The sequence below is a fragment of the Acidovorax sp. genome, assembly GCF_046314175.1.
Taxonomy (GTDB): domain Bacteria; phylum Pseudomonadota; class Gammaproteobacteria; order Burkholderiales; family Burkholderiaceae_C; genus Acidovorax.
The window spans coordinates 1-26,130 of the sequence record NZ_JBKBXG010000060.1 but is presented as its reverse complement, the minus strand read 5'-3'; the positions used below and the strand labels follow the sequence as shown (position 1 = coordinate 26,130).

The window sequence follows — 26,130 nt, the reverse complement described above, 5'->3', positions numbered from 1 at the left end:
GAGAACGGTTGGGGGTGCGTTGATGGCAGCGAATGGATCGAATCAAGGAAGAACCTTGAGGTCCTTCACAAACGCCGTGGTGTACGTGTCAGCCAGCTTGACTTTGGCGGGGTCGATCAGCTTGGTCTCCACCAGAAAGTCGTAGCTCGCCTTGGCGCGGGTGTCGGTCATGATGCCGATGCCCATGGTGGCGGCGTCGCCGCCCGTGGCCATGCCCAGTTCCTTGAGCTTTGCCACGCTGTACGCCAACTGCTCATCGGTCATGTTGGGGTTGTCCTTCTTGATGAGCGCGTTGGCGGGAGCCGGGTCGTTCAGGTAGCTCTTCCATCCTTCCATCGACGCCTTGACGAACGAGGCCACGGCGGCGCTGCGGTCCTTCACCGTCTTTTCCATGCACGAAATGGTGGTGGCATACGCGGGGTAGCCCTGGTCGCTGAACATCAGCGTGTTCGCCTTGACGCCGGCCTTGGCAATGGCAAACGGCTCGGAAGTCAGGTAGCCCTGCTGGGCCGTGTTCTTGTCGGCCACAAAGGGCTGGATGTTGAAGGTGTAGGGGCGGGTCTGCGAATCAGTGAAGCCATACTTGGCCTTCAGCCAGGGCCAGTAGCCGCGCTGCGCCGCCGAGGCAATCAGGATGGTCTTGCCCTTGAGGTCTTCAAACTTCTTCACGTCTTCGTGCGCGATGAGCACCTGCGGGTCTTTCTGGAACACCGCCGCCACGTTGACCACGGGCACACCGCCTTCACGCATCTGGATCATCTGCAGGTCGCTCGACCCCATTACACATTCGGCCTGGCCTGCGGCCATCATCTGCACGATGTTGACCTGCGGGCCGCCCATCTTGATGGTCACATCCAGGCCGTACTTCTTGTACAGGCCCGTAGCCACCGCCTGGTAGAAGCCGCCGTGCTCGGCCTGCGCGTACCAGTTGGTCATGTACGTGAACTTTTCCTGCGCGTGCGCGGTGCCCGACATGGTGCCGATGGCACCAACAGCGAGCAGGGCGGCTGCACCAAGTTTGGAAAGGCGAGAGGTGGTCTTCATCATGGCAGTTCTCCGGTAAGGTGGTGGAGGGTGAACGAAGGGGCAACGAGGGGAAAAGCGAAAGGGAAACGAGCGGGTATGTAGCTGCGTTCGCAGGTTTCAGGCCAGTGCGGATGAGTGCTCGACGTGGCCGGTGTGGTTGGCGCGGCCCCAGGTGGGCTCGGGGCGGACGGCCCACTGCAGCTTGTGCAGCTCGGTGATGGCGGCAGCCCAGCTCACGGCCAGCGAATCGAGGATGGCGTGGCCCTGCTCGGCCGTAGCGGGCAGCGGGTCGCCAATGATTCCGCTGGGGCCAAAGTCGCGCGCGCTCCACGCACAGGCCGGGCGGCCGTCGGGCGAGAGCAGGGGCGAGTCAAAAACGGGCGGGTAGTTGACCACCGCGCGCTCCATGTGCACGGTGTCGGGTGCCAGGGCCAGCATCAGCGCGGTCTCGGCGTGGCCCGCGTGCATGGCCAGCTTCTTTTCCTTGTCCGACAGGTATTGGCCTGCCACGTGTGGCACGCGCCAGGTGAAGCTGGGCACCACGATGAAGTCGCCATGGCGCAGGCGCAGCTCGCGCGCGCACATCTCCATCACCTGCGGCTGGCCGCCGTGGCCGTTGACGAACAGCAGCTTGCGAAAGCCCGCGCGGTACACCGACTCGCCTACCTCGTTCATGGTGGCCAGCAGGGTCTCGCCGCTCAGGGTGATGGTGCCCGGAAAGTGCAGGTGCTCCTCGGACTTGCCGTAGGTGATGGGCGCCATCGCAAACGCTGGAACGTCGGCGGGCAGACGCGCCAGCGCATGGCCCACCACGCCTGCGCTGATGACGGTGTCTACCGCACACGGCAGGTGCGGGCCGTGCTGCTCGGTGGCGCCTGTGGGCAGCACGATGACAGTGTTCTCCTTGTCTGGCAGGTCGACGATCTCGGTCCAGCTCAGGTAGGGCAGGTAGCGGTGGGGCGGGTTGTAGCCGTGCAGCATGGAGCGTCTTTCGTGGAGGGCAGTGAATGAGTCAGCGCTGCGGCAGGTACGCCGTGGCTTCGACTTCGATGAGGATGTCTGGGGTGGGCAACATGCCGGTCACCTCGACCACGGTGGAGGCGGGTGGTTCGCCCGGGAAGAACAGCTTGCGCACGCGGCTGTACTGCGGGAAGTGGTCCAGGTTCTTGAAGTACTGCACCAGCTTGAACACGTCGGACATCTGTCCGCCAGCGGCTTCAATGGTCAGCCGGATGCGGTCCAGCACATACCAACTCTGCGCGAGGATCGGGCCCTCCTTGATGTCGCTGCTGAACTCGCCCGTGCGGCCAATCAGCGTGGCGGCCTCGTCTGGGATGTCGGCATAGCCGCGCACGATGCGGCTGGCGGCGGGGTCCACAGCGATGATGCCGCTCAGGTAGATGAAGTCGCCTGCGCGGCGCCACGCGGCGTAGCGGGCCAGGGGCTGGGCGATGCCTGGCGTGGTGGCTGTGCTCGGTGTGGGGGCGGTCATGCCGGGCTCCTTGTCAATTGGGGTGTGGGCACATGCCAGGCGGCAGGTGCATGGCCGCTGGCGACGCGGCCCTGGCGCAGCACCACGCGGCCTTGCGTGCGCGACGGAAAGCCCCAGTGGTCGGCCTGGATGAAGACCAGCAGGTCGGCCGGGTCGCCCGCCTGCAGTGGCAGCGCGGGCGAGCCCCGGCGCAGCCAGTCGGCACGGCACAGTGATTCGCTCCACTGGTCAAACGGCGCGTCCAGCTGCGCAGCCAGCACGCCGGTGGCCAGCGCCTCCAGCGGGTCAAAGCTGCCCACGGGGCAGAACGGGTCTTGCACGTTGTCGCTGGCCACCAGCACCGGGATACCGCGTGCGCGGGCTTCCTTGACCAGCGTCAGGCCGCGCTGGCGCGGTGTGCGGCCAGTGGTGGCGTCCTGCAGCAGCAGGTTGGTGATGGGCAGGGTGACCAGGGTGATGGGGCTTTGCGCCACCGCATCCAGCGTGGCCAGGGCGGTGGCTTCATCCTGTGCTGCCAGCGCGCAGGTATGGCCGCAAACCACATGGCCTTCGAACCGCAGTTCTTTCAACAGCGCCGCGGTGGTGGCCAGGCCCAGTGCGCCCGGGTGCAGCTCTTCGTCGACATGCAGGTCCACGTTCAGACCGTGGTGCTGCGCAGCCTCGAACAGGTGGCGCAGGGCCTGGGGGTTCCAGTTGGTGGAATGCACAAACCCGCCTAGCAAGGCGCCTGGGCCGCTATCTGTCACCGTGGCGGCCAGCCGCATGGCGGTGTTTCGGTCGGCGTACAGGTGCAGCGGGATCAGGCTCACGCGCTCCAGCGTGATGCGGTCTGCCCAGTCGTGCGCCAGTGCACGCAACACGTTCCAGGCGAGCGGCTGCGCATCGGGCTCCCACCAGTCGCAGTGGGTGCGAACGTGCACCGTGCCTGCGTCGTAGGCCCATTGCAGGGCGCGGCTGGCGCGGGCGTGAATGTCGGTTTCAGTCCAGCTTTGGCGGTCGACCATCATCGCGTCGATGGCGCCCAGCAAACCGGGCTTGACGACGCCCATGCGCGGCAGGGTGAAGGCTTTGTCGAGGTGGGTGTGGGCGTCGACCAGACCGGGCAGCACCAGCGCACCGGCGACGTCCCAGGTGGTGCCGTGCAGGGCTGCGGCGGGGTCGAAGGGGGTGATGCCCTGCACCTTGCCAAGTGCCAGATGCAGGGTGGCCAAGGCGGGTTGGTGGCCCGCTGTCGGCCAGTGCTGCGGCAACAGCCACCGGGGCAGCCGTGCACCAAGGATGTGGTCGGGGGTGTTGGATGTGTGCATGCCGCGTTCCCTCACGCAAAGCGCGCCATGGCCTGGCCAACGCGGGCTTTGAAGGCGGCCAGGCGTGTGGGCGTGGCCACGTTCATGTGGTAGTAGGCGTGGTAACTGACCCGGGCTTTTCCGCCCGTAAGCAGGCGCAGGTAGCGGGTGATGGACTTGCGTGGCGGGTCGCCCATGAGCATGGCTGTCCAGCGTGCGCGGCCGTAGGTGACCACCGCAGAAATGCGCTTGATGTGCGTGAGCGAGGGCTTGACGTTGTTCGGGTCGCTGATGTCAAAGGCCACGCCGGGCATCAGCACGCGGTCAAAAAATCCTTTGAGCATGGCGGGCATGCCAAAGCACCAGGTGGGGAAACAAAACACCACCGCCTCGGCCCACAGCAAGCGGTCTACATAGCCTTGCACCGGCAGGCGGTTGCTGGGCACCTCGTGGTAGCCCAGGCGCTCCTCGCGCGTCAGCACGGGGTTGAAGCCCTCGGCGTAGAGGTCGCAGTCGTCCACCTCGTGCCCCGCGCTGCGCAGGTTGCTTACTACCTCGGCATGCAGCGCCGCGTTGTAGCTGGTTTCCACCGGATGGCAGTAGATGACGAGGATGCGCATGGCGGGGTTCCTTCTGTCGGGGTCAGAGATCAAGGGTCAGCGTGGGGCTGTGGCTGCGCGCGCAGCACACCGCAACCTGGGTGGTCTGCTCTTCGGCACTCAGACAGCTGTCGCGGTGGTCAGGGGCGCCGTCCAGCCAGCGCGTGACGCAGGTGCCACACACGCCTTGTTCGCACAGGGTCTCGATGGCCACACCCGCCAGTTGCAGCACGTCAGCCATGCTCTCGCCGGGGCTCACGGGCAACCGCATCTGGCTGCGGGCTAGCACCAGTTCAAAGGTGGTTTCGGTGGCTGTCGAGGGCGGCGTTGGGGTGATGGTTTGCATTTTTGACCATTTGATTTGATCGATTGGTCAAACTAATGCAAACGCTGTGCCAGCAAGGCCAGGAGCGGGTTTCGGCGCGTTAAGGGGGGCTTGCCCTGCATCAAGGGCGGCGAGAACCGGTGGCGATGCACGCAACCGGGCGCTGTGTGCTTAATCTGGTGCGAGCCCGCAGCCCAGCAGCACAAAAGTGGTGAGTTCGCGCACGATAGGTTCGCGGTCGATGGCTTCGTCGGGCGCCAGGCCCAGCATGATGTGCACCTGCACGCCATAGTCGGCGTAGTGCTGTGTCATGCCCCATATCTGCATGAGCAGCAGCGTGGGGTTGACGGCACGCATGCGGCCCTCGGCGATCCAGCGGTTGATCAGATCTACCTTCTGCTGCGTGGACTTGACGGCCACGGGCCAGTATTTGCCCAGGTTGCGCCCGCCACCCAGCACCTCGGTGGTGAAGATGCGCGACAGGCCGGGGTTGTCCAGCGCGTAGTCGAGTTTCTTGCGCACGTAGCTGCTGAGCACCTTCTTGGGGTCGTCGCTGTTGTTGTCAAAGATGAAGGCGCCCGACCAGCCGTTGAGCACCGAGTACAGCAACTCTTCATACAGCTCTTCCTTGCTGCTGATGTAGTAGTGCAGCTGCGGCTTGGTCAGCCCCGCGCGCTCGGCAATGGCCTTGGTGGACGCGCCCTTGAACCCATGGCGGCTGAACTCGGCAATGGCCGCGTCGCGGATGGCGGCGAGGATGCGCTCGCGCCCCTGTTTGGAGCGGCTGAGCAGGGCGCCGGACACATTGCTGTGCGTACTGCTGTTGTCGGCTTCGGGTTCGGTCATGGAGGGTGGCATGGGGCGGCAGAGGAGGTGCTGATTCTCGTCGGTGGCGACAAGACGTTAGGATTTCCAGAAACCCACATGCGGGGCGCTGGCCTCTTCAATCAATGCCGGGCCGATGCATTCGATGGCGTGGGGCGAAGCGGCGAATACGTCGCGGCACGACAGTTCGGCGTCGCGCTGCTCGCTGCGCTCACCACGGAACACGCGCAGTCGCACAGCGTCTATTCCGAATACCACGCGACCAATGCCTGACCAGAAGATGGCGCCCGCGCACATCACACACGGCTCTGCCGACGAATACAGCGTGGCCTGCGCAAGGGTGTCGCGGCTCACGCTGGCGCTGAGCTGGCGCACCGCATTGGTTTCGGCGTGGCCCGTGCAGTCGCCCGTTTCGGTGGTGTTGCAGTAGGCCTCTGCCAGCAGCGTGCCGTCAGCAGCAATCACCACCGCACCAAAAGGGCGGTTGCCGCGTGCGCGGGCAGTGCAAGACCACGCAATGGCCTGGCGCAGGTAGGTGCCGTCGGTGTCGTTGAGCGTGCTGGGGTCGTCCAGCTGGTCGGGGGCGGCGGACAAGAGAGCGTGCATGGGGTTGTCTCCGGGAGTTGTGTGATGGTCAGGTTGTTGCGCAGCGTCGTGCGGCCTGCAGACCCGCCGTTGCTGTTGCCATCGCTATGCATTTGGCATGCCAATAACAATCAGTGACATGTATGCATGCTTGTTGTTGGCGAGACCTCTCCGCCAAGGATGCGCCGTGGATGCGCTGTACGTGCAGCAGCGTGCAGCCATGGGCATTCTTCTTGCATGATCTGTGGCAAGAGTAGAAGCGTTCACTGCGCAGCCCTTCATGCCGTGGAGCATGCGGGCCAGGCCAGCCGGAAATTGCTCTTGAAGCCCGCACCGTGCAGTGCGCTCGCGCGCACCGTGGCTTCAGGATGAGACCGGCATTGCCTTGTGTCTTTTGTATGGGCCAGAGAAATCTGTCCCAACAGGCGCATCCAGCGGCCTCATTCTTGAAGTGTGGAGCGGGAGGTATTCATTGACTTCCACCTTGTCTTCAGGAGAACCGCATGACCACTACCACCTACCCTCTCGACGAGCTGCAGAAAGAAACGCGTATGGGCGCGATGGGCTCGGAAACCGCCAGCCGCGAAATCCGCCGCATTGATCTCACCGACTTTGCGCAGCGCAAGACCGAGATTGCACAGCAGCTGTGGGACGCCGCTGTTGACGTCGGTTTCTTTCAGATCGTGAACCACGGCATCGACCTTGCCGAGGTGCGCAACGCCTTTGTGATGACCGAGCGCTTTTTTGCGCTGCCCGATGCGGTGAAGGCGCAGTACCCGCTGAAAAAGGCGCTGAACGTGGGCTGGGAGAGCCGCGCGCAAGTGCGCCCCTCCACAGGCACGCCAGACCAGAAAGAGTCCTACCAGATCACCCGCCCGCATATGAACGGCTTGTGGCCCACAGAGGAGGAGCTGGCGGGGTTTCAGTCCACGCTGCTCGCGTTTGAAGGCAAATGTTGGCAGGTGGCAATGCAGGTGTTGTCATGTTTTGCGTGGAAGCTGGGGTTTGACGAAGCGTTTTTTCATCGCGCGCATGACCCCGCGCAGGCCAGCTACCAAAGCACCCTGCGCCTGCTGCACTACTTTGCAACGCCGCCAGAGCAGCAGGCCAGCCTGGGCCTGTGGCGTGCCGGTGCGCACACCGATTTTGACTGCCTGACCCTGCTGTTTCAGCGCCAGGGCCAGGGCGGCCTGCAGGTGTGCCCGGGCAAGGAGATGGACAGCCAGGCATGGACCTCGGTCACCCCTGATGAAGAAGCCATCACCTGCAACATCGGCGACATGCTGATGCGCTGGAGCGATGACCAGCTGCCCAGCAACTTCCACCGCGTGAAGAACCCGCTGCCCGGTGAATACATGGGGCCCCGCTACAGCATTGCGTTTTTTGCGCAGGCCAACCGTGATGCCATCATCGAAGGACCGGGCAAGAAGTACCCGGCCATCGCCGCAGGTGATTACCTGAATCAGCGGGTGGCAGCCAACTTCAAGGCCTACTGAGAAAGCTGCGTATCAACGGCATGCCAAGTGCATGCCAAGTGCATGCCGTCACGCGCCGGAGCGCAAATACGCAAACGCGATCAGTGCCACGATGGCAGCTACCGCAACCCACGTCATTGCCCCCGTCTTGTGGGACACTTCGCCGGGCGCCAGGCCCTCGGCGTGGCGCTGGCGAGAAACGTCCAGCGCATCCACCCGGTCTTTTGCTTCTTTGAGCCCAATGCCTGCATGGTCGCGCAGCAGGCGGATGGCTTCGATCTTGTTGCCTTGCGCCAGTGCGTGCTGCACGGTGTCGGGCACGCTGCCCATGGCGGTGGACGCGGAGAAGCCCGTGGGGCGCTGCGCTGCGGAGGGTAATGCGGCGGCGGGGCGCGCTTGCGTGTGCGCGTCAACGAGGTCCTTGGCTTCTTTCAGCGAGAGGCCATGGGCTTCGCGCAACTGTTTGATGGCGTCGATGGTGCGGCCCTGGGCAAGGGCCGCGAGCACCGCGGGTGGCAGGGGTTCCCCGGTTTTAAACATGAAGGACTCCTTGGATGCGGCGGGTGCGCCAACGCGGGTTGTATCACGCGCTCCGTTGTTCCCAGACGGCTTGGCGCGTTTCGCGGCAGTCGTCGGAGAACGGGGCCGCGCCAACTGGCCACGGCACGGCGCAGTGTCAGGCCTGCGTGGCCGCACCCGTGGCAGGCAGGCCGATGGCGCTGAGCCGAAACACATTGTCTTCCGGGTCGGCCAGCACGGCCTGCCATTGGCCGTAGTACGTGGCGTACGGCGCTTTGACGATGCGCCCGCCCAACGCGGCAGCGCGGCGGCTGGCAGCGGTCACCGCGTCGGCGCTGTCGAGCATGAAGGTGGCGTAGCCGGTGACCGCGCTCTGCTGTCCGTCTGGAGGTGTGCGGTCGCCCAGGCCCAGCAGTGCGTAGGCAGCCCGTGCGTTGAACCCCAGCTGAAAACTCTCGGTCTCCACGGCACGGTAGATGGGAGACCGCGTGCCCACGGCCTCTGGCAGCTGCAGCAGGGCCTGGTAGAACTGCTGCTGGGCGTCGATGTCCTGGCAAAAAAGGTTGAACCAGAGCTTCATGCGATCACCGCCGTCTTGCTGCCGGGTTGCAACCCGTAGGTCTTCTGGTACATGGCCTGCAAGTGCTCACCCACCGTGCAAGGCGCAAAGCGCGGGGTCTCGCCTGTGGGCACGCAGGTGGCCACCGGGCTGACCTGCGCCTCGTAGTCCGGTGTGTAGAAAAACGGAATGGAATGGCGTGGTGCACCTGCGCTGTGCACGTTGCGCACGCGGTGGGGGTTGGACCGGTACAACCCGTTGGTCCAGCGGGGAATCATGTCGCCTAGGTTCACCACCAGTGCGCCTTCTATGGGTGTGGCTGCGGCCCATTCGCCATTCGGTAGCTTCACCTCCAGCCCGCCATGGTGGTCTTGTGCCAGCAAGGTGATGGCGCCCCAATCGGTGTGTTCGCCCGCACCAAAGGTCAATGCGTCAGCGCCCTCGGGGTGCGGCGGGTAGCGCAGCAGCCGCAGCGTGAGCATGGGGTTCTGGTGCGTGTGGTCGAAATAGTCTTCTGGCAGGCCCAGCGACAGCGCCATCAACTGCATGAGCCGCAGTGCCAGGGCTTGCATCGCCGCGATGTAGGCCCTGCATTGCGCATCCATGTCGGGCAACTCGGCGGGCCACTGGTTGATGCCGTACGAGTGGTAGCCGCGCTGCACATACGGGTGGTCTGCAGGGTAGTCCAGGCCGCAGTAAAAGCTCTCTTTGAGGTCGGGGCGCGCTGCGGCGTCCAGGGTCTGGCCGCCCAGGCTTTCGTAGCCGCGCATCGATGGCGACTGGTGCAGCGAGATGGCCTGCTTTTGAGCCAACGGCAGGTCAAAGAACCGCGCCGCCAGCGCAAACTGCTGTGCAATCAGTTCCTGCGGCACGCCATGCTGCGTGACACATAAGAACCCGGGCCCCATGCAAGCCTGGCGCAACTGTGCTGCCACTTCTGCGCAGCGCGGCGCACCCACCTGCAGCGCGCCTGCAAGGTTGATCAGCGGAATGCCCATGGCCATCAGGCCTTGAGCTTGCGGTCGGCGGCGTTCGGCAAAAAGCGGTCGGTCCAGATGTCAGCCACAGCCAGGCTGGACTTGAGGCCGAACGCGGCCACGGTTTCGTCGATGGTGGCTTGCAGGCGGGCGGGCGTAGCAGCGCCCCAGCCGTTGGCGCGGGTCTCGTCGGTCTTCATGGTGCCGTCGACGATGAGCTGCAGGCGCTCCAGCTCGATGGCCTCATTGGCCAGCGGCTCACGCGCCTTGATGGCGGCGGCACCCGCCTTGGGGTCGGCAATGGCATCGATCCAGCCGCGCGTGGTGGCATTCACAAACGCCTTCATCGCATCGGGCGCGTCCTGCATGCTCTTTGGGTTGGCAATGAGGCCGTTGCCGTACGACTTCATGCCGAAGTCAGAAAAACGGAACACCGTGAGCTGCTCGGGCCCCATGCCGCGGGACTTGAGGTTGAGCAGCCCCGTGAAGAAGAAATACGCAGCAGCGTCGAAGTCGCCTTTGGCAAAACGTGTGTCGCCAATGTCTGGCGCCACGTTCTCCCATTTCACGCCACTGGGGTCAAAACCCTGTGCCTTGGCAAACACGGGGAACAGCTTGCGCGATGCGTTGAAGGGCTGGCCCAGGATGGTCTTGCCCGCCAGATCGGACGGCTTCTTGATCGCGCCGTCCTTGCGCACCATCACCGAGTTGGGGTTCAGGTCGTACTGAATGGCCACCGCCGCCAAGCGTGCCTGCGGGTTGGCCGTGTTGAACTCGATCATGGTCGACAGATCGGCCGACGCCACGTCATACGCACTGCCCGCCACCAGGCTGATGGCCGACGCCGAGCCATTGCCCGTGTCGATGGCTACGTCCAGCCCTGCGTCTTTGTAGTAGCCCCGATGGTGCGCCAGCAGAAAGCCCGCGCCCGAGGCTTCGATTTTCCAGCCCAGGTTGAACTTGAATTTTTGCAGGCTGCCCTGGGCACGCACAAAGGGCGTGGCGGACAAGAGGGCGGCGGCGCCCGTGGCGCGTATGAGGGAACGGCGTTGCATGTGAGGCACTCCTTGGCGAGATGAGTTCAACCACGATGGCCCATGGAACCCAAGCTCCACCGGACATCGAACGGGTGCACGCAACAGCAAGCAAGGGCCCTGAGAGGGCTGCAGCCTGGTTCTTGAAGGCGCGCAGACGCAGAGCCACTGGGGGCGCTTGCTTGTCTGCTGCGTGCTTCAAGAGCAATTTCCGGGCGGTGGCCGCTGAACGCTTCTACTCTTGGTCGTCCACCAACCGCAGGATCTGTGCCATACCAACCGACGGCTAGCGCCGCTGCACAAGACGCAGTGCGCTGCGCGCTGGTGCGCGCTGCACCAGCGGCAGGCGTGCGGAAGCGACTTTGGTGCGAGGCGGGCGTTCAGAGCCAGGGCTTGAGCCAGCCCAGACCGTCCGACGTGGCATGGGGCGCAGCCCCGCGCGCCGGGCGGTATTCGCAGCCAATCCAGCCGGTGTAGCCCAGGCTGTCGAGCAGCTTGAACAGGTAGGTGTAGTTCAGCTCACCCACATCGGGCTCGTTCCGCTCGGGGACACCCGCGATCTGCAGGTGGCCCACATTGCCGGTGGGCAGGTACTGGCGAATCTTCATGGCCAGGTCACCCTCGACGATTTGGGCGTGGTACAGGTCCATCTGCACTTTGACATTGGCTACACCGATCTCTGCAATCAGCGCATGGGCCTGGTCCTGGCGGCTCAGAAAGAAGCCGGGCATGTCGCGACCGTTGATGGGCTCCAGCAGGATCTGGATGCCGTGCGGTGCGGCCTGCTCAGCGGCATAGCGCACGTTGGCGACGTAGGAGGCGCGCACGGTGGCTGCGTCGGCGCCCTGCGGGACCAGCCCCGCCATCACGTGGATGCGCGGGCATTGCAGCGCCTGGGCGTATTCAATGGCTTTGGCTATGCCGTCGCGGAACTCTGCCTCGCGCCCCGGCAGGCTGGCCAAGCCGCGCTCGCCTGCATCCCAGTCGCCAGGCGGGGCGTTGAACAAGACCTGCTGCAGGCCATGGGCTTGCAAGCGCGCGGCCAACTCTTGTGAAGGGTAGGCGTAGGGGAAGAGGTATTCCACCGCCTTGAAGCCGTCGCGGGCGGCGGCGGCAAAGCGGTCGAGAAAGTCCACGTCGTTGTAAAGCATGGACAGGTTGGCGGCAAAACGGGGCATGGGGTTCTTTCTTGGGCGAAGACGTGGCTTGGCTTGCCTTACCACTGCGCGCCAAAGGTCTGGCGCAGCTCTTCAATCTGGGACTCGGTCAGCGGCGTGGGGTGGGGCTGGCACAGCATCCAAAGGCGGGCGGTTTCTTCCAGCTCCTCCAGCACGGCCATGGCGGCAGCGGGCGTGCTGTGCCACACGTTGGGCCCCAGGCGCGCCAGCATCACGGCCCGTACAGGGCTGCCCTGTGCGGCATAGCGGGTGATGGTCTGCGCCACCAGCGCAGCCGCTGCGGCGTCGCCGGGGCGGTGGTAGGCGATGTGCGGTACACGGCCTACCTTCATCACAAAGTAGGGCGTGATGGGTGGCAGCAGTTGCGCATCCGCCGCCAGCTGGCCGCCTGCTGCGGTGTCGGCTTGCAGCGAGCACGCCACCAGATGCGTGCTGTGGGTGTGGATCACGCAGCGCGCTGGGGCTGCCGTAGATGCCGAGGCTTCGTAAATCTGCCGGTGCAGCGCAATCGTCTTGCTGGCCCGGTCGCCCGCCACCTGCAGGCCTTGGGCGGTAAGGCGTGCCAGCCGCTCGGGCTTCAGTGTGCCCAGGCAGGCATCGGTGGGGGTGATGAGGTAGCCATCGGCCAGGCGCACGCTGATGTTGCCAGCGGTGGCATGCACATAGCCCCGCTCAAACAGGCTGCGGCCCACGCGGCAGATTTCGTTGCGGGCCGTGTTCTCATCCATGAAGGCTGGGGTGGAGGTCATGCCTGCAATTGTGCAAAAGCCTTGGTGAAGAAGTCGGTGCTGCCGAAATTGCCAGATTTCAGCGTGATGTGCAGACCGTCTGTTGCATCGGGGGCCACGGCGTGGCACCACGGCACGCCGGGGTCTATCTGCGCGCCAATGCGCATTTGCGCAATGCCCAGGGCCTGCACGCAGGCGCCCGAGGTTTCGCCGCCCGCCACGATGAGCTGGCGCACACCACGCTGCACCAGGCCGCGGGCAATGGCGGCGATGGTTTCTTCCACCATCGCACCGGCTTTGTCGGAACCCAGCTTGCCCTGGATGGCGCGCACGGCCGATGGCTCGGCGGTGGAATACACCAGCACCGGGCCCTGGCCGATGTGGCCTTCAGCCCAGGCCAGTGCTTCGGCGGCCACGTCCACGCCTGCGGCGATGCGCAGCGGGTCGATGGCCAGCGCGGGTTTGCCGGCTTTGATGAAATCCATGACCTGCTGGTTGGTGGCCACCGAACAACTGCCCGACACGATGGCCTGCAGCCCTTGCGCGGCGGGCAGGCGGGCGGCCTCGTTGCTGGGGGCCACGCCAAAGTTGCCCGGCAGGCCAATCGCCACGCCAGAGCCTGCTGTGACCAAAGGCATGCCCTTGAGCGCGGGCCCCAGGCGCAGCAGGTCGGCGTTCGACACCGCATCTACCACGGCCATACGCACGCCCTCGGCCTTGAGTTGGTCGATGCGTGCGCGGATGGCGGCCTCGCCCTGTGCGACCACGCTGTGGTCAATCAAGCCCACGCGGCTGGGTGTTTGCGCCTGCAACACGCGCACCAGGTTGGGGTCGGTCATGGGCGTGAGCGGGTGGTTCTGCATGCCGCTCTCGTTCAGCAACACGTCGCCCACAAACAGGTAGCCCTTGAACACGGTGCGCTTGTTGTCGGGGAAGGCGGGCGTTGCGATGGTGAAGTCGGTGCCCAGGGCTTGCATCAGCGCGTCGGTCACGGGGCCGATGTTGCCTTCGGCCGTGCTGTCAAAGGTGGAGCAGTACTTGAAGTAGATCTGCTCGGCGCCCTGGGCTTGCAGCCACTGCAGGGCAGCCAGCGACTGGGCGATGGCTTCGTCCTTCGGAATGGTGCGCGACTTCAGTGCCACCACGATGGCATCGGCCTCCGCATCTAAAGGTGCCGTGGGCACGCCCATCGCCTGCACCACGCGCATGCCTGCGCGCACCAGGTTGTTGGCCAGGTCGGTGGCGCCGGTAAAGTCGTCGGCAATGCAGCCCAGCAGCGCGCGCGTCATGCCTGCTCCTTGCCTTTGCCCTCAGGCAGCGTGATGCCAGGGAAGATTTTGATCACGGCGCTATCGTCTTCCTTGGCAAAGCCAGCGGTCGATGCCTGCATGAACATCTGGTGCGCAGTGGCGGCCAGTGGCAGCGGGAATTTGCTGGAGCGGGCGGTGTCCAGCACCAAGCCCAGGTCCTTCACGAAGATGTCTACAGCCGACAGTGGCGTGTAGTCGCCCGCCAGCACATGGGCCATGCGGTTCTCAAACATCCAGCTGTTGCCCGCGCTGTTCGTGATCACTTCATACAAGGCGCTTGCTTCCACGCCTTCGCGCAGGCCCAGGGCCATGGCTTCGGCGGCCACGGCGATGTGCACCCCGGCCAGCAGCTGGTTGATGATCTTGACCTTGCTGCCCGCGCCCGCCTTGTCACCCAGGCGGTACACCTTGCCGGCCATGCCGTCGAGCACGGCGCCCGCTGCAGCATAGGCCTCGGGCTTGGCCGAGGTCATCATGGTCATCTGGCCCGATGCGGCCTTTGCTGCACCGCCGGAGATGGGCGCGTCTATGTAGTGCAGGCCCAGTGCGTTCAGGCGGGCTTCCAGCGCCACGGACCAGTTGGGGTCTACGGTGGAGCACATCACAAAGGTGCTGCCGGGGCGCATGGTGGTGGCGGCACCGCTCTTGCCATCGTCACCGAATAGCACACTTTCAGTCTGTGCGGCGTTGACCACCACCGACACCACCACATCACTCACCGCCGCCAGCGCAGCGGTGGTGGCGTGGGCTGTGCCGCCTTCTGCCACAAAGGCATCGGCCACGCCGGGGCGCACGTCGCACACGTGGATGGTGAAGCCGTTGTTGCGCAGGGTCTTGGCAATGCCAGCGCCCATGGCGCCCAGGCCGATGATGCCTACGGTGGGTTGGGTCATAGTGGTGTCTTTCTAGAGCAAAGAGAAAAAATCAGGCAACGGCCACCCACAGCAGGGCGGTCAGGGCAAAGCCCGCCACGCCCAGCACGGTGGTCAGCACGGTCCAGGTGCGCAGGCCATCGCCCACGCTCAGGCCCAGGTAGCGGGTCACGATCCAGAACCCCGAATCGTTGACGTGCGACAGGCCCAGCGCGCCAAAGCCAATGGCAACCGTGAGCAGCGCCACTTGCAAGGGGGAATACCCGCCACCCGCGATGGCATCGGCCAGCAGGCCGCAGGTGGTGATGATGGCCACGGTGGCCGAGCCCTGTGCAGCGCGCAGAGCCAGCGCAATGATGAAGGCCAGCAAAATCAGCGGCAGGTGCGTGGCCGTAAGGCTTTGCGACAGCGCAGCGCCAATACCGCTGGCCGTGAGCACCTTGGCAAACACGCCGCCCGCGCCCGTCACCAGGATCACAGTGGCGGCAGGGGGCAGGGCAGATTCCATGATGGCGTTGGTGCGCTCGCGGTTCCAGCCCTGGCTGCGGCCCAGCAAAAACATCGCCAGGCCCACGGCCACCATCAGCGCAAAGATGGGCGAGCCGATGAAGCCCAGCACGTTGCGCAAGCTGTCGCCCTTGGGGAGCAGCGTAGCACCGGTGGTGCCCGCCATGATGAGTCCCAGCGGGATAAGGATGAGCGCCATGATGGTGCCCACACCCGGGGCGCTGCGGGCTTTGGATGCCTTGCTTTCTTCGGTGTTGCCAAAGGCTGCAAACTGCTCGGCAGTGGCGGGCAGCATGGGGTAGCCCTTGCGGTTGAGCCAGCCCGACACGACCTGCGCCAGCGCCGCCAGCGGTATGCAGATGCCCAGGCCGATGATGGTGATCCAGCCAATGTCGCCCTTGACGATGGCTGCGCCGCCCACGATGCCGGGGTGCGGTGGCACCACCACGTGCGCAGCCAGCATGATGCCCGCCACGGGCAGACCAAACTTGATGGGGTTGACGCCCGCCGCCTTGCAAAAGCCATAGACGATGGGCACCAGGATGATGAAGCCCACGTCAAAAAACACAGGGATTGCCAGCACCAGCGCCGCCGCCGTGAGCGCCATGGGCACCCGCGTGGGACCCAACAGCTGCGTGAACCGGTTGGCCAGACTGGCCGCGCCGCCCGAGACCTCGATCATCCGCCCCAACATGGACCCCAGCGCCACCAGGATGGCCACCGAACCCAGTGTGCCGCCCATGCCCGCAATCATCGTACTGATGATGTCGCCAATGGGCATGCCGGTGGCAAACGCCACCAGAAAGCTCACCAGCATCATTGCTACGAAAGCGTGGACCTGCCAGCGAATGATGAGCAACAGGAGCAGGGCAATGCTGCCGGCGCCGATGCCAAGAAGTGCGAGGGTGGACATGTGCGGGATATCTCCGGGATGGAAGGGGGGCAGACCGAGGACCGGGCACTGCAAACGGGCCGTGCGATAGTCTTTGGTGGCCCGTGGTTGATATGTTTATATGGTTATCATACAAATTATCACGCGCTGGCCTGCTGCGGGTTAACCCGTATCGCGCGATTGCGGACGCGGGTGTTGGGCCACGGTTTTTAGTCTTTTTGGCCTCTAGCGCTCATCCATCAAGCGCTAGCAGCTATAAATTTGATAGTAAACCGGTGGAGTGCTACGCAGCCTGCGCGCTGCCGCCACCGGTTGGGCCACCCGGGTCAGAACACCAGTGGTGCGGATGCGGCCACCAGCGGCTGCGCCAGTCGCGCGCCATCTTGGGCCCAGAACGCGATGTCGGCCTGTTCTATGCGGGCCAGTGCATTCTTCATATGCTGCGCCGCTGCAGCGCGCGCAGCCGCTGCGTCGCCCGCCTCGATGGCCAACACGATCTGTGTGTGCTCGTGGTTCACGGCGTCGGCAAAATCCGCGCGCCGTGCCTCGTTGGCGCGGGTCACGCGGGTGGCGCCTTTGAGGAACTGGGCTAGGTAGTCCAGCGTGCTGATCATGAAAGGGTTGCCTGCTGCCTGCGCAATGGCACGGTGAAACAACACGTCTTCTTCCACGCCGTCCCGGCCCGCGCGCACGGCCTCGGCGATGCGCTGCACCGCCTGGCGGATGGACGCAATGTCGTCGTCGGTGCGCCGCAGGGCCGCGAGTTCGGCCACCTCGGATTCCAGCGCGCGGCGCACCTCCACGATCTGCATCACGGCCTCGCGCGATGCGGTGTGGGGCAAATCAAACTGCAGCGGCTCGATGCCAGGCGCCAGCACGTACACCCCGCTGCCCTGGCGCGAATCCACCAGCTCCAGCGATTTAAGGCGCGAAATGGCCTCCCGCACCACCGTGCGGCTGACCTGGAACTGCTGGGCCAGCACCGCCTCGGTGGGTAGCTTTTCGGCTGCCTGGATCCGCCCCGCGCGGATCTCCGCCTCCAGCGCGCTGGCCACCTGGTCGGAGAGCCGGGCGCTGGGTTTGAGGGCGGAGAAGGGCGAAGACATGAAAGTGGGGGGATAGCAGCAGCGGGATTTTTTTCGTCGGGGCAACGGGATCCTCAGCGCGGCTGACTTTACCCCAAGCCTTGGCGCCCGGCGTTGCAAACTGGCGGTCCCTTGCGGGACTGAAGCTCAACGACACAGCTTTGGCAAGCGCCTTTGCAACCGGCTGTCGCGACTGTTGCACAAAGTGTCAAAAGTAGCGCTGCTCCGCTACCTACACTGCCACCTCCGCTTTCGGACACCGTCGCGCCCTTCCCAATATGGTCAAACCTGTCATCCCTGGCACCGTCGTCGCTGGCGGCGAGCTGAGCCAGTCCACTATCCATTCCGTCAATCAGGCAGCGGCCAAAACCCCGGCGCAATGGCGCAGATTCATTGCTTATGCCACTTTGGTGAAGGTGGGCGGCTCGCTCGCCTGGCGCGCCAACAATCCTGGCAATCTGCGCGACTCTGCGCTCAAGATTGGCAATGTCACCGGGGCCGTGGGCGTGTTTGCTGTGTTCGCGACCATGGAAGATGGCCATGCCGCCCAGAGGGCGCTATACATCAACAGGTACGGAGCCATGAAGGTTCGCGACGCCATCGCCAAGCTCACACCGCCCAACGAAAACGACACCGAACGCTATCTGCGCGAGCTGGAGCGGGCGGGTGTGGACCTAGACAAGGATGTGAACTCGCAGATCAATGTGCTGATGCCCGCCGTGGCGTTGAGCGAAGGCGTCATCGCGGGCGTCGAGGTGCCTCGGTCATGAAGCGCTGGTTGTTGGTGGCCTGTTTGGCAGTGGTCCCGCCCCTGGTGCACGCACACAACGCAGTGGCGGTGGGTTGCGAAAGCGTCCAGCTCGTGCTGGATGACCGGGTGACGCCCGGAGTGCTGGACCGCTTGTGGGCCAGTGGCGAGTCGGTGGAAGCATCGCCCGCAGTTCTGCAACTGCGTGGCTGCAGCGGCGAGGTGCTGGACACCGTCACGCTGGAAGCTCCGCTGGCCAGGCTGGATCCGACAGCGCTGCGTGGCGCTCCGGCCTTCACCGTTCTTGTGACGGTGGATTTGACTACGGCTGCGGGCACCTACAGCGGCCCGCTGACCCGACCTTTTGCCGTGCATGGGACCCGGCTGCAACACGTGCAGGCACGCACGGTGAATGGCAGCCAAGAGCCCTTGGTGCTGGCCCTGACGGGCAAAGCGGCGTGGAAAAAGGTGCGGGTGGGCAAGAAGGACCACTTGATTTTTGTGCGCAGCCAGTTTGAGGACGGGCAGTTTACGACCAGTTTTCGCCGCTACGTGCCTGGACCGCAGGGCTGGAGCATGCGGGAGCGGTCGCAGCCGGGCCTGTGGGAGTCGGATGGGGAGTTCCCCTTGCGTCGGCTTTTTCCATCAGTGCCAAACAACAAGTAGGTTGCTTAGTGCTGGGAGACCGATGGTTGCGTGTAGTTGGCGCTGTGGCGGGCGCGATGCTCATGGGTTGTGACCCCGCAGTGGATGTGCGCGGAGCACCGCGTTCGGCGGTTCAACGTGACGTAGAGGGCTATGCGATAGCGAAGTGCCTGACTCTCCAGGTGGACCCTTTTCTCAAGGATCAGGGTGATGCTTGGGGCGCGGTGATCGTGCAGCGCATGAAAGGTGATGTCTATGCCTTGGCAGCGGTTGCAGAGCAGGTCGAGCGGGCACATGCCGTTGGCGACATGGCTGTCATTCGAGACGAATCACAGCCCCAGAATGCCAAAGCGTTGCCGTTATTGCACTGTGGCGAAGTGATCGACAGGCCCGCCGTCCGCTTGGAAATTCAAAGAGCTGTTGTTGCGCTTGGCCCGTCCTACGTGCAGAAATGAGTCGCTGACCCAGCCCGTCCCGACCCGGCGGACCACTGCGGTTGAGGCCAAATAGTTACTCCCCCTGCGACCCCCGGTGCGCCCAGCCGGTCGTGCGCTTTTCAATCCAGCTGAACAGTTCATACATCACCATGGCCATGGCGCCCACCACCATCAGGCCCGCAAATGCCAGACCCATCTGCATGGAAGAACCCGCACTGATGAGCAGGTAGCCAATGCCCTCGTTGGCGGCGGTCATCTCGCTGACCGTGGTGCCCACAAACGCCAGCGTGATGGCGACCTTGAGCGAGCCAAAGAAATACGGCATGGAGCGCGGCAGGCCCACCTTGGTCAGCACGTCCCAGCGCTTGGCGCCCAGCACGCGCAAAACATCCTCCAGCTCGGGCTCCAGCGTGGCCAGGCCCGTGGCAATGTTCACCATGATGGGGAAGAAGCTGATGAGAAACGCGGTCAGGATGGCCGGGCCCACGCCAATGCCGAACCACACCACCAGGATGGGAACGAAAGCCGCCTTGGGCAGCGCGTTGAAGGCGGTCATCAGCGGGTACACGGCGGCGTAGGCCAGGCGCGAGCTGCCGATGACAAAACCCAGCAGCACACCGACGACGATGGCAATGCCAAAGCCCGCCATGGTGACCCAGTAGGTGCGCCAGGCGTGCGCAGAAATAACACCCGCAAATTCGACCAGCTGTGTGGCGATGACCCAGGGGCTGGGGAACAGGAATTCAGGGACGCTGAAGGCCGAGCAGATGATCTGCCACAGCAGGATGATCGCCACCAGCAGCAGCCACGGCGACCAGCGTTCTACGGTTTTCTTGTGCATGGATGAAGGTCGACTTGTTTATTGCGGAAGGGGCGCGACGACCGCGCCTGCACTTTGTCGCAGGGCGCCGATGTGGCCACGCAGCTCGTGCACGACGTCCGAGAATTCCTTGGTGTAGGTGACCTCCAGCTCGCGCGGGCGGGGCAGCTCAATCTCGCGCTTGACCACAAACCGGCCGGGGCTCTTGCTCATCACATACACGGTGTCGGCCAGAAAGACCGACTCGCGCAGGTCGTGCGTGACCAGGATCACATTGAATTTTTGCTCGGTCCACAGGTCGCGCAGGATGCACCACAGCTCTTCGCGGGTGAAGGCGTCGAGTGCGCCAAAGGGCTCGTCGAGCAGCAGCATCTTGGGCTCGTGGATCAGCGCGCGGCAGATGCTGGCGCGTTGCTGCATGCCGCCCGACAGCTGCCAGGGAAACTTGTCTTCGTAGCCGCCCAAGCCCACCTTTTGCAGCAGCTTGCGGGCGCGCTCTTCGTACTCTTTGCGCTTTTGCTTGAAGTTGCTGCGGTAGGGCTCGACGATCTCCAGCGGCAGCAGCACGTTGTCTACGGTGGTGCGCCATGGCAGCAGCGACGGCGCCTGAAACGCCATGCCCGAGATCTTGAGCGGGCCGGTCACCGGCTGGCCGTCGATCAATATCTTGCCCATCGACGGCATCTTCAGGCCGGTGGCCAGCTTCATGAAGGTGGACTTGCCGCAGCCCGAGGGGCCGACGATGGCAATGAATTCACCCTGGCGGATTTGCAGGTCGATGGCCTCGACGGCAAAGTGGTTCTGCGCGCGCAGCTCGTCGTTGTAGGCGAGCCAGACATCGCGGAAGTCCACAAAATAGGAATCAGCAGCCTGCATGGAGAAATTTTGAATAAAAATGGCCGCTAGCGCCTGTTGAATAAGCGCTAGCAGCTATTAAATTTATAGTGGTCTGGCAGCGCTTGCTTACTTCTTGGGAAGAACGTTCAGATCGGCCGCGCTGGGCAGAAAGCTGCCGTTCCACACATCGTCGGGGTTCACGCGCGTCTTGGTGTTGAACGCATCGGACACCTGCGAGGCCATCAGCGACAGGCGACCGGGCACGGCCTTGCCGAAACCTTCGGCGCGCGCGTCGGGGCTGTTGATGACGGTGTCGATGGCCAATTGCAGGCGGCGGGTTTCCAGCGGCACGTTCACGATGCCGTCGCGTGCCTTCACGTGTTCGATCGACGCGCTGGGGTTAGCGATCACTTCCTTGGCACCCTTGGCGAACGCCTGCAGGAACGCCTTGATGGCGGCCGGGTTCTCCTTGATCAGCTTCGGGCTGGCGATGATCACATTGCCGTACAGCTTCACGCCAAAGTCGGCGTAGGGCAGCACCACCACGTCAGCGGCCTTGGCGCCTCGGGCTTCCAGATTGAGCAGCGACGTAAAGGTGAAGCCGGTAATGGCGTCCACGTCCCCGCGCACCAGCATGGTTTCGCGCAGCGGTGGGTCCATGGCGGTCCAGGTCACAGCGCCGACGCCGTTGGCCTTCTGAAAGATCGGGAACGCGCGGCGGCCTGCATCAAACACCGGGGCACCCAGTTTTTTGCCAGCCAGGTCGGCAGGCTTGGTGATGCCGCTCTTCTTGAGCGCCATGACCGAGGCGGGCGTGTTGTTGTAGACCATCATCACCGCCACGGGCTTGTTCTGCGCGTCGGGGTTGTTGGCGTGGAATTCCATGACCGCGGCCAGGTCGGCAAAGCCCATGTCATAGGTGCCCGATGCCACGCGTTGCACGGCACCGCCAGAGCCGTTGCCGGCATCTACCGTCACATCCAGGCCAGCGGCCTTGAAGTAGCCCTTGGCCACCGGCTGCAGGAATAGCGCGGAAGGCCCTTCAAAACGCCAGTCCAGCTGGAACTTGATAGGCGTCGTGGCCTGAGCCTGGGCCAGCGAAGCGCCGCTGACGAGGGCCAGTGCGACGGCGGTTTGCATGAACAATCTTTTTTTCATAGGGGCTCCTGTCAGGCAAAGAAAAATCCGGGTAGGGAATGTACTGGCCACATAGGCCACACCTTGGGTCAGCAAAAACGATGCCCGGTTTCTGGACGCGGGTGTGCTGCAGGGTTCGATTGTTCACCGAAGTGGTGCATGGTGGCATGCAGGGTTTCCCGAAATGGTGCAAATGGAATCTGTGGCACCTGTGCATTGGGGCAAACGTGCAGGGCTGTGGCCCGGGCCAGTGATACAACCAAGTGGCTACTGACCTATCTACACACCACCCGGGGGGACCGCGACATGCCCAAGATTTCAGAGTTCTTTGAAAACGTTCAACTGCCCACCATGCCCGACGTGGCGCGGGACCTGATCGCCACGATGCGCGATGACGATATCCCGTTTGAGAAGGTGCGCAACGCCATCTCGCGCGACCCGGCGCTGACCGCCAAGCTCATTCGCCTGGCCAACAGTGCGCGCTTTGGGTTGCCGCGGCAGGTGGCATCGCTGGATGATGCCATCACCATGGTGGGGCTCAACCAGGTGCGCACGCTGGCTCTGGCGGCGTGTATGTCAGGCGTGTTCAAGGACGCGGAGGGCGTGGACGCCAACGCTTTCTGGAAGGAAAGCATGGCCATTGCCGGGTATGCGCAATGGCTAGCGCGCACGCTGGGGTCGGACGTACAGCAGTCGTGGCTGGCCGGATTTTTAGTGCGGCTGGGCGAGCTGATCATTGCCCAGAAGGCGCCCGAACAGATCCCTGCCATCGAGCACCTACCGCACCACGCGGGAGGGCGCTGGGAGCGCGAGCGGGCTCTGCTCGGTTTTTCTGAAGCCCAGGTGACCGCCGAACTGGCCCGCCGGTGGAAGTTTCCAGACACCCTGGTGCTGGCGCTGGAAACCGCCGACGACCCGCTGGCGCATACCCCGTTTTGCCGCCTGGGCGGCATCCTGCACGTGGCCATGCTGCTGGCCGAGATCGGGCTGGAAGAACCCAAGTCGCCCGCCGACACCATTGCCGCCCTGCCGGCAGAGATCAAGCAGGCGCTGCAGCTGGACTCCGAATGGCTGGCCGAGCATCTGCCCCCGGTAGAGGGGTTTGTGGATGTCTCGGTCCGCTAGATTTATCTGATGCAACGCAAGGGAGCCGGCCGCGAACACTGGCGCACGCCAAGCCAGGGCCGCCGCGCAAGGGCCGCCGCGACAAGGCAATGTCGCTTCCGCTCCGTGCGCTGGCGGCGTCCCCCTCCCGCAGTGCGCAGCGCTGCGAGAGAGGGGGAAGGCGCGAAGCGCCTCAGGGGGTGGTCTACGTTCGTGCAGCGGCGCTGGCCACGGCCAGCGCCGTCATGTTCAGCACGCGGCGCACGGTGGCAGCGGGCGTCAGGATGTACGCCGTGGCCGCCACACCCATCAGGATGGGGCCCACCGTAACGCCGCCGCTGGTGGTGGTCTTGAGCACGTTGTAGAGGATATTGGCGGCATCCAGGTTCGGGCAGATCAGCAGGTTGGCCGAATCGGTCAGCGTGGAATCTGCCATGTAGGCATTGCGGATGTTGGGCTCCAGCGCCGCGTCGCCGTGCAGTTCGCCGTCGCACTCGATGTCGGGGTGGGCGGCCACAAACAGGTCGCGCGCCAGGCGCATCTTTTTGGCCGATGCGCGCTTGGACGAGCCGTAGCTGGAGTGCGACAGGAACGCCACCTTGGGTGGAATGCCAAAGCGCTGCACCTCTTGCACCGACATCCAGGCAATGTCCGCCAGTTGCTGCGCGGTGGGGTCTTCGTTCACATAGGTGTCGGCGATGAACAGCGTGCCGCGGCTGGTCATCAGCGCGTTCAGCGCAGCGTAGTCGTTCACGCCCGCCTGGCGGCCCAGAATGCTGTGGATGCGTTCCAGGTGGGTTTCATACGTGCCCACCAGGCCGCAGATCATGGCGTCGGCGTCGCCCAGCGTCACCATCAGCGAGGCAATGATGGTGTTGGACCGGCGCACGGCGGCCTTAGCCACTTCGATGGACGCGCCATTGCGCTTCATCAGCTGGTGGTAGTGCTCCCAATACTGGCGAAAACGTGGGTCGTCCTCGGGGTTGCACACCTCCACGTCCCTGCCCAGCTGCATGCGCAGGCCCGCCTTTTCGATGCGGGCGGCAATCACGGCGGGGCGGCCGATGAGGATGGGCACGGCGATCTTGTCGTCGATGGCCATCTGTGCGGCACGCAGGGCACGCTCATCTTCGCCGTCGGCATAGGCCACGCGCTTTTGCGACTCTGGCAGCGCCTTGGCCGCCATGATCACAGGGCGCATCAGCATGCCGGTCTGGTAGACAAAGCGCGACAGCGTCTCTTTGTACGCCTCCATGTCTTCGATGGGGCGTGTGGCCACACCCGACTCGGCCGCGGCCTTGGCCACAGCGGGCGCAATCTTGAGGATCAGGCGCGAGTCAAACGGCGTGGGGATCAGGTAGTCGGGGCCAAAGGTCAGCTCTTTGCCCGCATAGGCGCTGGCCACTTCTTCGCTGATGTCGGCTTTGGCCAGATCAGCAATCTGGCGCACGCAGGCCAGCTTCATGGCCTCGGTGATCTTGGTGGCGCCGCAGTCCAGCGCGCCTCGGAAGATGTACGGGAAACACAGGACGTTGTTGACCTGGTTGGGGTAGTCCGAACGACCGGTGGCAATGATGCAATCGGGCCGGATGGCCTTGGCCAGCTCAGGCCGGATTTCAGGCTCGGGGTTGGCCAGCGCGAGGATGATGGGCTTGGGCCCCATGGTCTTGACCATCTCGGCCGTCAGCACGCCGGGCGCCGAGCAGCCCAGGAACACGTCCGCGCCATTGACCACATCGGCCAGCGTGCGCGCGTCGGTCTTTTGCACGTAGCGTTGTTTGGACACATCCAGCGTGCCTGCACGGCCTTCGTAGATGACTCCCTTGGAGTCCACCACAAAGATGTTCTCGCGCTTCACGCCCAGGCCCACCATCACGTCCAGGCAGGCGATGGCTGCAGCCCCCGCACCCGACACCGCCAGCTTGACCGCGCCAATGTCCTTGCCCACCAGCTCCAGGCCGTTGAGCAGCGCCGCGCTGGAGATGATGGCCGTGCCGTGCTGGTCGTCATGGAACACCGGAATGTTCATGCGTGCGCTCAGTTGCTGCTCGATGTAGAAGCACTCGGGCGCCTTGATGTCTTCGAGGTTGATGCCGCCCAGTGTGGGCTCCATCGCCGCAATGATTTCGATGAGCTTGTCAGGGTCGCGCTCGGCCAGTTCGATGTCGAACACATCGACGCCTGCAAACTTCTTGAACAGGCAGCCCTTGCCTTCCATCACCGGCTTGGCGGCCAGCGGGCCGATGTCGCCCAGGCCCAGTACCGCAGTGCCGTTGGTGATGACGCCGACGAGGTTACCGCGCGAGGTGTAGTCAAACGCTTTGGACGGGTCGGCCTCGATGTCCAGGCACGGGTACGCCACGCCGGGCGAATACGCCAGCGACAGGTCGCGCTGGTTGGACAGCGGTTTGGTGGGCGTCACCGAAATCTTGCCCCGGCTGGGGTTGCGGTGGTACTCGCGCGCAGCTTCGCGCAGGGCCTGTTCGGAGGCGGAAAGGGTCTGGGTCATACGGAAATCCTGGAGGTCGTCGGCGGAATGCAAAAACAAGGGTACCCGATGGCGTGGGTGGCTGGCATGCACGTTTATGCGTATGCGGCATGGAGCTAAAACCCTTCGCGAGCAGGAGCTGCCCAAGGGGTGGATTGTGTGGGTTTTCTGGCAGCGGGCAGGCAGGGCGCTGGTGGGCGTCGGGCTGGCGTGCGGCAGGACAGCGGCGCAGGTGTCGCGGCTGGTGCCATGGAAGAAAACGTTCTGGGCCTCGGGGGTCTGTCGAGGGGCGTGAGGATACTGGATTTGTTTTGCGGTTGGGGTGAGGGCGGCTGATCAGGATGTTCGCTGCGCCTGTTTGCTTGTTTATCCGTTCGGGCCGAGCTTGCGGAAGCGGGGCGCCATCCCAGCCGTTCGGGCTGAGGTTGTCGAAGCCGGGGCGTGCTGGTTTGAGAAGCATGCTTGTGTTGAGGGCGGAGGCCGGGAGTCGCCCGGCATGCGAGTAACTTTCTTTCGCGTCGCCGAAAGAAAGTCACCAAAGAAAGGGCGCCCCCCAGTCTGCGACCCCTTCGCGTTGCGAAGGGGCAACCTGCGTCGGGGCGGTTGCGGGGTGCGCCGCAGAACTCACTGCGCGCCTGTG

Annotated in this window: 27 protein-coding genes; 5 read left to right on the top strand and 22 right to left on the bottom strand. The window is 64.3% G+C overall.

Going from position 1 to position 26,130, the window contains the following annotated elements; genetic code table 11:
• Positions 1-42: 42 nt before the first annotated feature.
• The 8 genes from ACK4OE_RS17105 to ACK4OE_RS17070 all read right to left on the bottom strand — a co-directional run bounded on the left by ACK4OE_RS17105 (position 43) and on the right by ACK4OE_RS17070 (position 6,159).
• On the bottom strand, positions 43-1,047 hold the full coding sequence (locus ACK4OE_RS17105) for an ABC transporter substrate-binding protein (RefSeq protein ID WP_409886351.1): 1,005 nt from the start codon (positions 1,045-1,047) through the stop codon (positions 43-45).
• Between the two features lie 96 nt (positions 1,048-1,143).
• The gene (locus ACK4OE_RS17100) at positions 1,144-2,007 is read right to left on the bottom strand and encodes a creatininase family protein (RefSeq protein WP_409886349.1); all 864 of its coding nucleotides are present in this window, start codon (positions 2,005-2,007) and stop codon (positions 1,144-1,146) included.
• 31 nt (positions 2,008-2,038) lie between these two features.
• The gene (locus tag ACK4OE_RS17095; protein WP_409886347.1) at positions 2,039-2,518 is read right to left on the bottom strand and encodes a RidA family protein; all 480 of its coding nucleotides are present in this window, start codon (positions 2,516-2,518) and stop codon (positions 2,039-2,041) included.
• The gene (locus ACK4OE_RS17090) at positions 2,515-3,825 is read right to left on the bottom strand and encodes an amidohydrolase family protein (protein ID WP_409886345.1); all 1,311 of its coding nucleotides are present in this window, start codon (positions 3,823-3,825) and stop codon (positions 2,515-2,517) included. Before ACK4OE_RS17090 ends, ACK4OE_RS17095 begins: the two co-directional genes overlap by 4 nt.
• An 11-nt stretch (positions 3,826-3,836) precedes the next feature.
• On the bottom strand, positions 3,837-4,424 hold the full coding sequence (locus ACK4OE_RS17085; protein WP_409886344.1) for an NAD(P)H-dependent oxidoreductase: 588 nt from the start codon (positions 4,422-4,424) through the stop codon (positions 3,837-3,839).
• A gap of 22 nt (positions 4,425-4,446) precedes the next feature.
• Positions 4,447-4,749 carry a 2Fe-2S iron-sulfur cluster-binding protein gene (locus tag ACK4OE_RS17080; protein WP_409886342.1) on the bottom strand — a complete coding sequence of 101 codons (303 nt, stop codon included), beginning with the start codon at positions 4,747-4,749 and terminating at the stop codon, positions 4,447-4,449.
• Between the two features lie 150 nt (positions 4,750-4,899).
• On the bottom strand, positions 4,900-5,574 hold the full coding sequence (locus tag ACK4OE_RS17075; RefSeq protein ID WP_409886340.1) for a TetR/AcrR family transcriptional regulator: 675 nt from the start codon (positions 5,572-5,574) through the stop codon (positions 4,900-4,902).
• A gap of 57 nt (positions 5,575-5,631) precedes the next feature.
• Entirely contained in the window at positions 5,632-6,159 is a 528-nt protein-coding gene (locus ACK4OE_RS17070; RefSeq protein ID WP_409886338.1) for a nucleoside deaminase, read from the bottom strand.
• A 482-nt stretch (positions 6,160-6,641) separates the two neighbouring features.
• Here ACK4OE_RS17070 and ACK4OE_RS17065 point away from each other — a divergent pair, with 482 nt between their 5' ends.
• A complete protein-coding gene (locus tag ACK4OE_RS17065; RefSeq protein ID WP_409886336.1) occupies positions 6,642-7,634 on the top strand; it encodes an isopenicillin N synthase family dioxygenase in 993 nt (330 codons plus the stop codon).
• A 48-nt stretch (positions 7,635-7,682) separates the two neighbouring features.
• Here ACK4OE_RS17065 and ACK4OE_RS17060 read toward each other — a convergent pair whose 3' ends face one another.
• The 10 genes from ACK4OE_RS17060 to ACK4OE_RS17015 all read right to left on the bottom strand — a co-directional run bounded on the left by ACK4OE_RS17060 (position 7,683) and on the right by ACK4OE_RS17015 (position 17,295).
• Positions 7,683-8,153: a ribosomal protein L7/L12 gene (locus tag ACK4OE_RS17060; protein WP_409886334.1), complete on the bottom strand. Its 471-nt coding sequence runs from the start codon at positions 8,151-8,153 to the stop codon at positions 7,683-7,685.
• Between the two features lie 136 nt (positions 8,154-8,289).
• A complete protein-coding gene (locus ACK4OE_RS17055) occupies positions 8,290-8,712 on the bottom strand; it encodes a VOC family protein (protein WP_409886332.1) in 423 nt (140 codons plus the stop codon).
• Positions 8,709-9,689, bottom strand: a complete 981-nt coding sequence (locus ACK4OE_RS17050; protein ID WP_409886330.1) for an isopenicillin N synthase family dioxygenase — start codon at positions 9,687-9,689, stop codon at positions 8,709-8,711. Before ACK4OE_RS17050 ends, ACK4OE_RS17055 begins: the two co-directional genes overlap by 4 nt.
• Before the next feature lie 5 nt (positions 9,690-9,694).
• Positions 9,695-10,723, bottom strand: coding sequence for an ABC transporter substrate-binding protein (locus tag ACK4OE_RS17045; RefSeq protein WP_409886328.1), 1,029 nt, complete (start codon positions 10,721-10,723; stop codon positions 9,695-9,697).
• A 359-nt stretch (positions 10,724-11,082) separates the two neighbouring features.
• Positions 11,083-11,880: a 2-oxo-tetronate isomerase gene (otnI, locus tag ACK4OE_RS17040; protein WP_409886327.1), complete on the bottom strand. Its 798-nt coding sequence runs from the start codon at positions 11,878-11,880 to the stop codon at positions 11,083-11,085.
• Positions 11,881-11,918: 38 nt separating this feature from the next.
• On the bottom strand, positions 11,919-12,608 hold the full coding sequence (locus ACK4OE_RS17035; protein WP_409886363.1) for an aldolase: 690 nt from the start codon (positions 12,606-12,608) through the stop codon (positions 11,919-11,921).
• A 17-nt stretch (positions 12,609-12,625) separates the two neighbouring features.
• Entirely contained in the window at positions 12,626-13,897 is a 1,272-nt protein-coding gene (otnK, locus tag ACK4OE_RS17030) for a 3-oxo-tetronate kinase (protein WP_409886324.1), read from the bottom strand.
• The gene (ltnD, locus tag ACK4OE_RS17025) at positions 13,894-14,811 is read right to left on the bottom strand and encodes an L-threonate dehydrogenase (RefSeq protein ID WP_409886322.1); all 918 of its coding nucleotides are present in this window, start codon (positions 14,809-14,811) and stop codon (positions 13,894-13,896) included. The genes otnK and ltnD overlap by 4 nt, the downstream gene beginning before the upstream one ends.
• Before the next feature lie 31 nt (positions 14,812-14,842).
• A complete protein-coding gene (locus ACK4OE_RS17020; RefSeq protein WP_409886320.1) occupies positions 14,843-16,210 on the bottom strand; it encodes a GntP family transporter in 1,368 nt (455 codons plus the stop codon).
• A 305-nt stretch (positions 16,211-16,515) separates the two neighbouring features.
• Positions 16,516-17,295, bottom strand: coding sequence for a FadR/GntR family transcriptional regulator (locus ACK4OE_RS17015; protein ID WP_409886318.1), 780 nt, complete (start codon positions 17,293-17,295; stop codon positions 16,516-16,518).
• A gap of 257 nt (positions 17,296-17,552) precedes the next feature.
• On the opposite strand from ACK4OE_RS17015, the gene ACK4OE_RS17010 reads away from it, so the two are divergent.
• The 3 genes from ACK4OE_RS17010 to ACK4OE_RS17000 all read left to right on the top strand — a co-directional run bounded on the left by ACK4OE_RS17010 (position 17,553) and on the right by ACK4OE_RS17000 (position 19,122).
• Positions 17,553-18,044, top strand: a complete 492-nt coding sequence (locus ACK4OE_RS17010; RefSeq protein ID WP_409886316.1) for a hypothetical protein — start codon at positions 17,553-17,555, stop codon at positions 18,042-18,044.
• Positions 18,041-18,688, top strand: coding sequence for a hypothetical protein (locus tag ACK4OE_RS17005; RefSeq protein ID WP_409886315.1), 648 nt, complete (start codon positions 18,041-18,043; stop codon positions 18,686-18,688). The genes ACK4OE_RS17010 and ACK4OE_RS17005 overlap by 4 nt, the downstream gene beginning before the upstream one ends.
• Positions 18,689-18,849: 161 nt before the next feature.
• The gene (locus ACK4OE_RS17000; RefSeq protein WP_409886313.1) at positions 18,850-19,122 is read left to right on the top strand and encodes a hypothetical protein; all 273 of its coding nucleotides are present in this window, start codon (positions 18,850-18,852) and stop codon (positions 19,120-19,122) included.
• A 55-nt stretch (positions 19,123-19,177) separates the two neighbouring features.
• Here ACK4OE_RS17000 and ACK4OE_RS16995 read toward each other — a convergent pair whose 3' ends face one another.
• The 3 genes from ACK4OE_RS16995 to ACK4OE_RS16985 all read right to left on the bottom strand — a co-directional run bounded on the left by ACK4OE_RS16995 (position 19,178) and on the right by ACK4OE_RS16985 (position 21,919).
• Entirely contained in the window at positions 19,178-19,945 is a 768-nt protein-coding gene (locus ACK4OE_RS16995; protein ID WP_409780635.1) for an ABC transporter permease, read from the bottom strand.
• Positions 19,946-19,963: 18 nt separating this feature from the next.
• Complete coding sequence (locus tag ACK4OE_RS16990; RefSeq protein WP_409886311.1) at positions 19,964-20,800, bottom strand: ABC transporter ATP-binding protein; 837 nt, start codon at positions 20,798-20,800, stop codon at positions 19,964-19,966.
• A gap of 87 nt (positions 20,801-20,887) precedes the next feature.
• A complete protein-coding gene (locus ACK4OE_RS16985) occupies positions 20,888-21,919 on the bottom strand; it encodes an ABC transporter substrate-binding protein (protein ID WP_409886309.1) in 1,032 nt (343 codons plus the stop codon).
• A 285-nt stretch (positions 21,920-22,204) separates the two neighbouring features.
• On the opposite strand from ACK4OE_RS16985, the gene ACK4OE_RS16980 reads away from it, so the two are divergent.
• Positions 22,205-23,023, top strand: a complete 819-nt coding sequence (locus tag ACK4OE_RS16980) for an HDOD domain-containing protein (RefSeq protein WP_409886307.1) — start codon at positions 22,205-22,207, stop codon at positions 23,021-23,023.
• Positions 23,024-23,207: 184 nt separating this feature from the next.
• Here the strand turns inward: ACK4OE_RS16980 and ACK4OE_RS16975 are convergent, their stop codons facing one another.
• Positions 23,208-25,511, bottom strand: coding sequence for an NADP-dependent malic enzyme (locus tag ACK4OE_RS16975; protein ID WP_409886305.1), 2,304 nt, complete (start codon positions 25,509-25,511; stop codon positions 23,208-23,210).
• Positions 25,512-26,130: the final 619 nt, after the last annotated feature.

Excerpts from the sequence above, each read along its gene's own strand:
- ACK4OE_RS17005 (WP_409886315.1), top strand. The coding sequence starts at position 18,041 with ATGAAGCGCTGGTTGTTGGTGGCCTGTTTGGCAGTGGTCCCGCCCCTG.
- ACK4OE_RS16995 (WP_409780635.1), bottom strand. The coding sequence starts at position 19,945 with ATGCACAAGAAAACCGTAGAACGCTGGTCGCCGTGGCTGCTGCTGGTG.
- ACK4OE_RS17045 (WP_409886328.1), bottom strand. The coding sequence starts at position 10,723 with ATGCAACGCCGTTCCCTCATACGCGCCACGGGCGCCGCCGCCCTCTTG.
- ACK4OE_RS17055 (WP_409886332.1), bottom strand. The coding sequence starts at position 8,712 with ATGAAGCTCTGGTTCAACCTTTTTTGCCAGGACATCGACGCCCAGCAG.
- ACK4OE_RS17080 (WP_409886342.1), bottom strand. The coding sequence starts at position 4,749 with ATGCAAACCATCACCCCAACGCCGCCCTCGACAGCCACCGAAACCACC.
- ACK4OE_RS17095 (WP_409886347.1), bottom strand. The coding sequence starts at position 2,518 with ATGACCGCCCCCACACCGAGCACAGCCACCACGCCAGGCATCGCCCAG.
- ACK4OE_RS17020 (WP_409886320.1), bottom strand. The coding sequence starts at position 16,210 with ATGTCCACCCTCGCACTTCTTGGCATCGGCGCCGGCAGCATTGCCCTG.
- otnI (WP_409886327.1), bottom strand. The coding sequence starts at position 11,880 with ATGCCCCGTTTTGCCGCCAACCTGTCCATGCTTTACAACGACGTGGAC.
- ACK4OE_RS17015 (WP_409886318.1), bottom strand. The coding sequence starts at position 17,295 with ATGTCTTCGCCCTTCTCCGCCCTCAAACCCAGCGCCCGGCTCTCCGAC.
- ACK4OE_RS17060 (WP_409886334.1), bottom strand. The coding sequence starts at position 8,153 with ATGTTTAAAACCGGGGAACCCCTGCCACCCGCGGTGCTCGCGGCCCTT.
- ACK4OE_RS17105 (WP_409886351.1), bottom strand. The coding sequence starts at position 1,047 with ATGATGAAGACCACCTCTCGCCTTTCCAAACTTGGTGCAGCCGCCCTG.
- ACK4OE_RS16990 (WP_409886311.1), bottom strand. The coding sequence starts at position 20,800 with ATGCAGGCTGCTGATTCCTATTTTGTGGACTTCCGCGATGTCTGGCTC.
- ACK4OE_RS17065 (WP_409886336.1), top strand. The coding sequence starts at position 6,642 with ATGACCACTACCACCTACCCTCTCGACGAGCTGCAGAAAGAAACGCGT.
- ACK4OE_RS16975 (WP_409886305.1), bottom strand. The coding sequence starts at position 25,511 with ATGACCCAGACCCTTTCCGCCTCCGAACAGGCCCTGCGCGAAGCTGCG.
- ACK4OE_RS17085 (WP_409886344.1), bottom strand. The coding sequence starts at position 4,424 with ATGCGCATCCTCGTCATCTACTGCCATCCGGTGGAAACCAGCTACAAC.
- ACK4OE_RS17010 (WP_409886316.1), top strand. The coding sequence starts at position 17,553 with ATGGTCAAACCTGTCATCCCTGGCACCGTCGTCGCTGGCGGCGAGCTG.
- ACK4OE_RS17075 (WP_409886340.1), bottom strand. The coding sequence starts at position 5,574 with ATGACCGAACCCGAAGCCGACAACAGCAGTACGCACAGCAATGTGTCC.
- ACK4OE_RS17035 (WP_409886363.1), bottom strand. The coding sequence starts at position 12,608 with ATGGATGAGAACACGGCCCGCAACGAAATCTGCCGCGTGGGCCGCAGC.
- otnK (WP_409886324.1), bottom strand. The coding sequence starts at position 13,897 with ATGACGCGCGCGCTGCTGGGCTGCATTGCCGACGACTTTACCGGCGCC.
- ACK4OE_RS17090 (WP_409886345.1), bottom strand. The coding sequence starts at position 3,825 with ATGCACACATCCAACACCCCCGACCACATCCTTGGTGCACGGCTGCCC.
- ltnD (WP_409886322.1), bottom strand. The coding sequence starts at position 14,811 with ATGACCCAACCCACCGTAGGCATCATCGGCCTGGGCGCCATGGGCGCT.
- ACK4OE_RS17050 (WP_409886330.1), bottom strand. The coding sequence starts at position 9,689 with ATGGGCATTCCGCTGATCAACCTTGCAGGCGCGCTGCAGGTGGGTGCG.
- ACK4OE_RS17100 (WP_409886349.1), bottom strand. The coding sequence starts at position 2,007 with ATGCTGCACGGCTACAACCCGCCCCACCGCTACCTGCCCTACCTGAGC.
- ACK4OE_RS17070 (WP_409886338.1), bottom strand. The coding sequence starts at position 6,159 with ATGCACGCTCTCTTGTCCGCCGCCCCCGACCAGCTGGACGACCCCAGC.
- ACK4OE_RS16980 (WP_409886307.1), top strand. The coding sequence starts at position 22,205 with ATGCCCAAGATTTCAGAGTTCTTTGAAAACGTTCAACTGCCCACCATG.
- ACK4OE_RS16985 (WP_409886309.1), bottom strand. The coding sequence starts at position 21,919 with ATGAAAAAAAGATTGTTCATGCAAACCGCCGTCGCACTGGCCCTCGTC.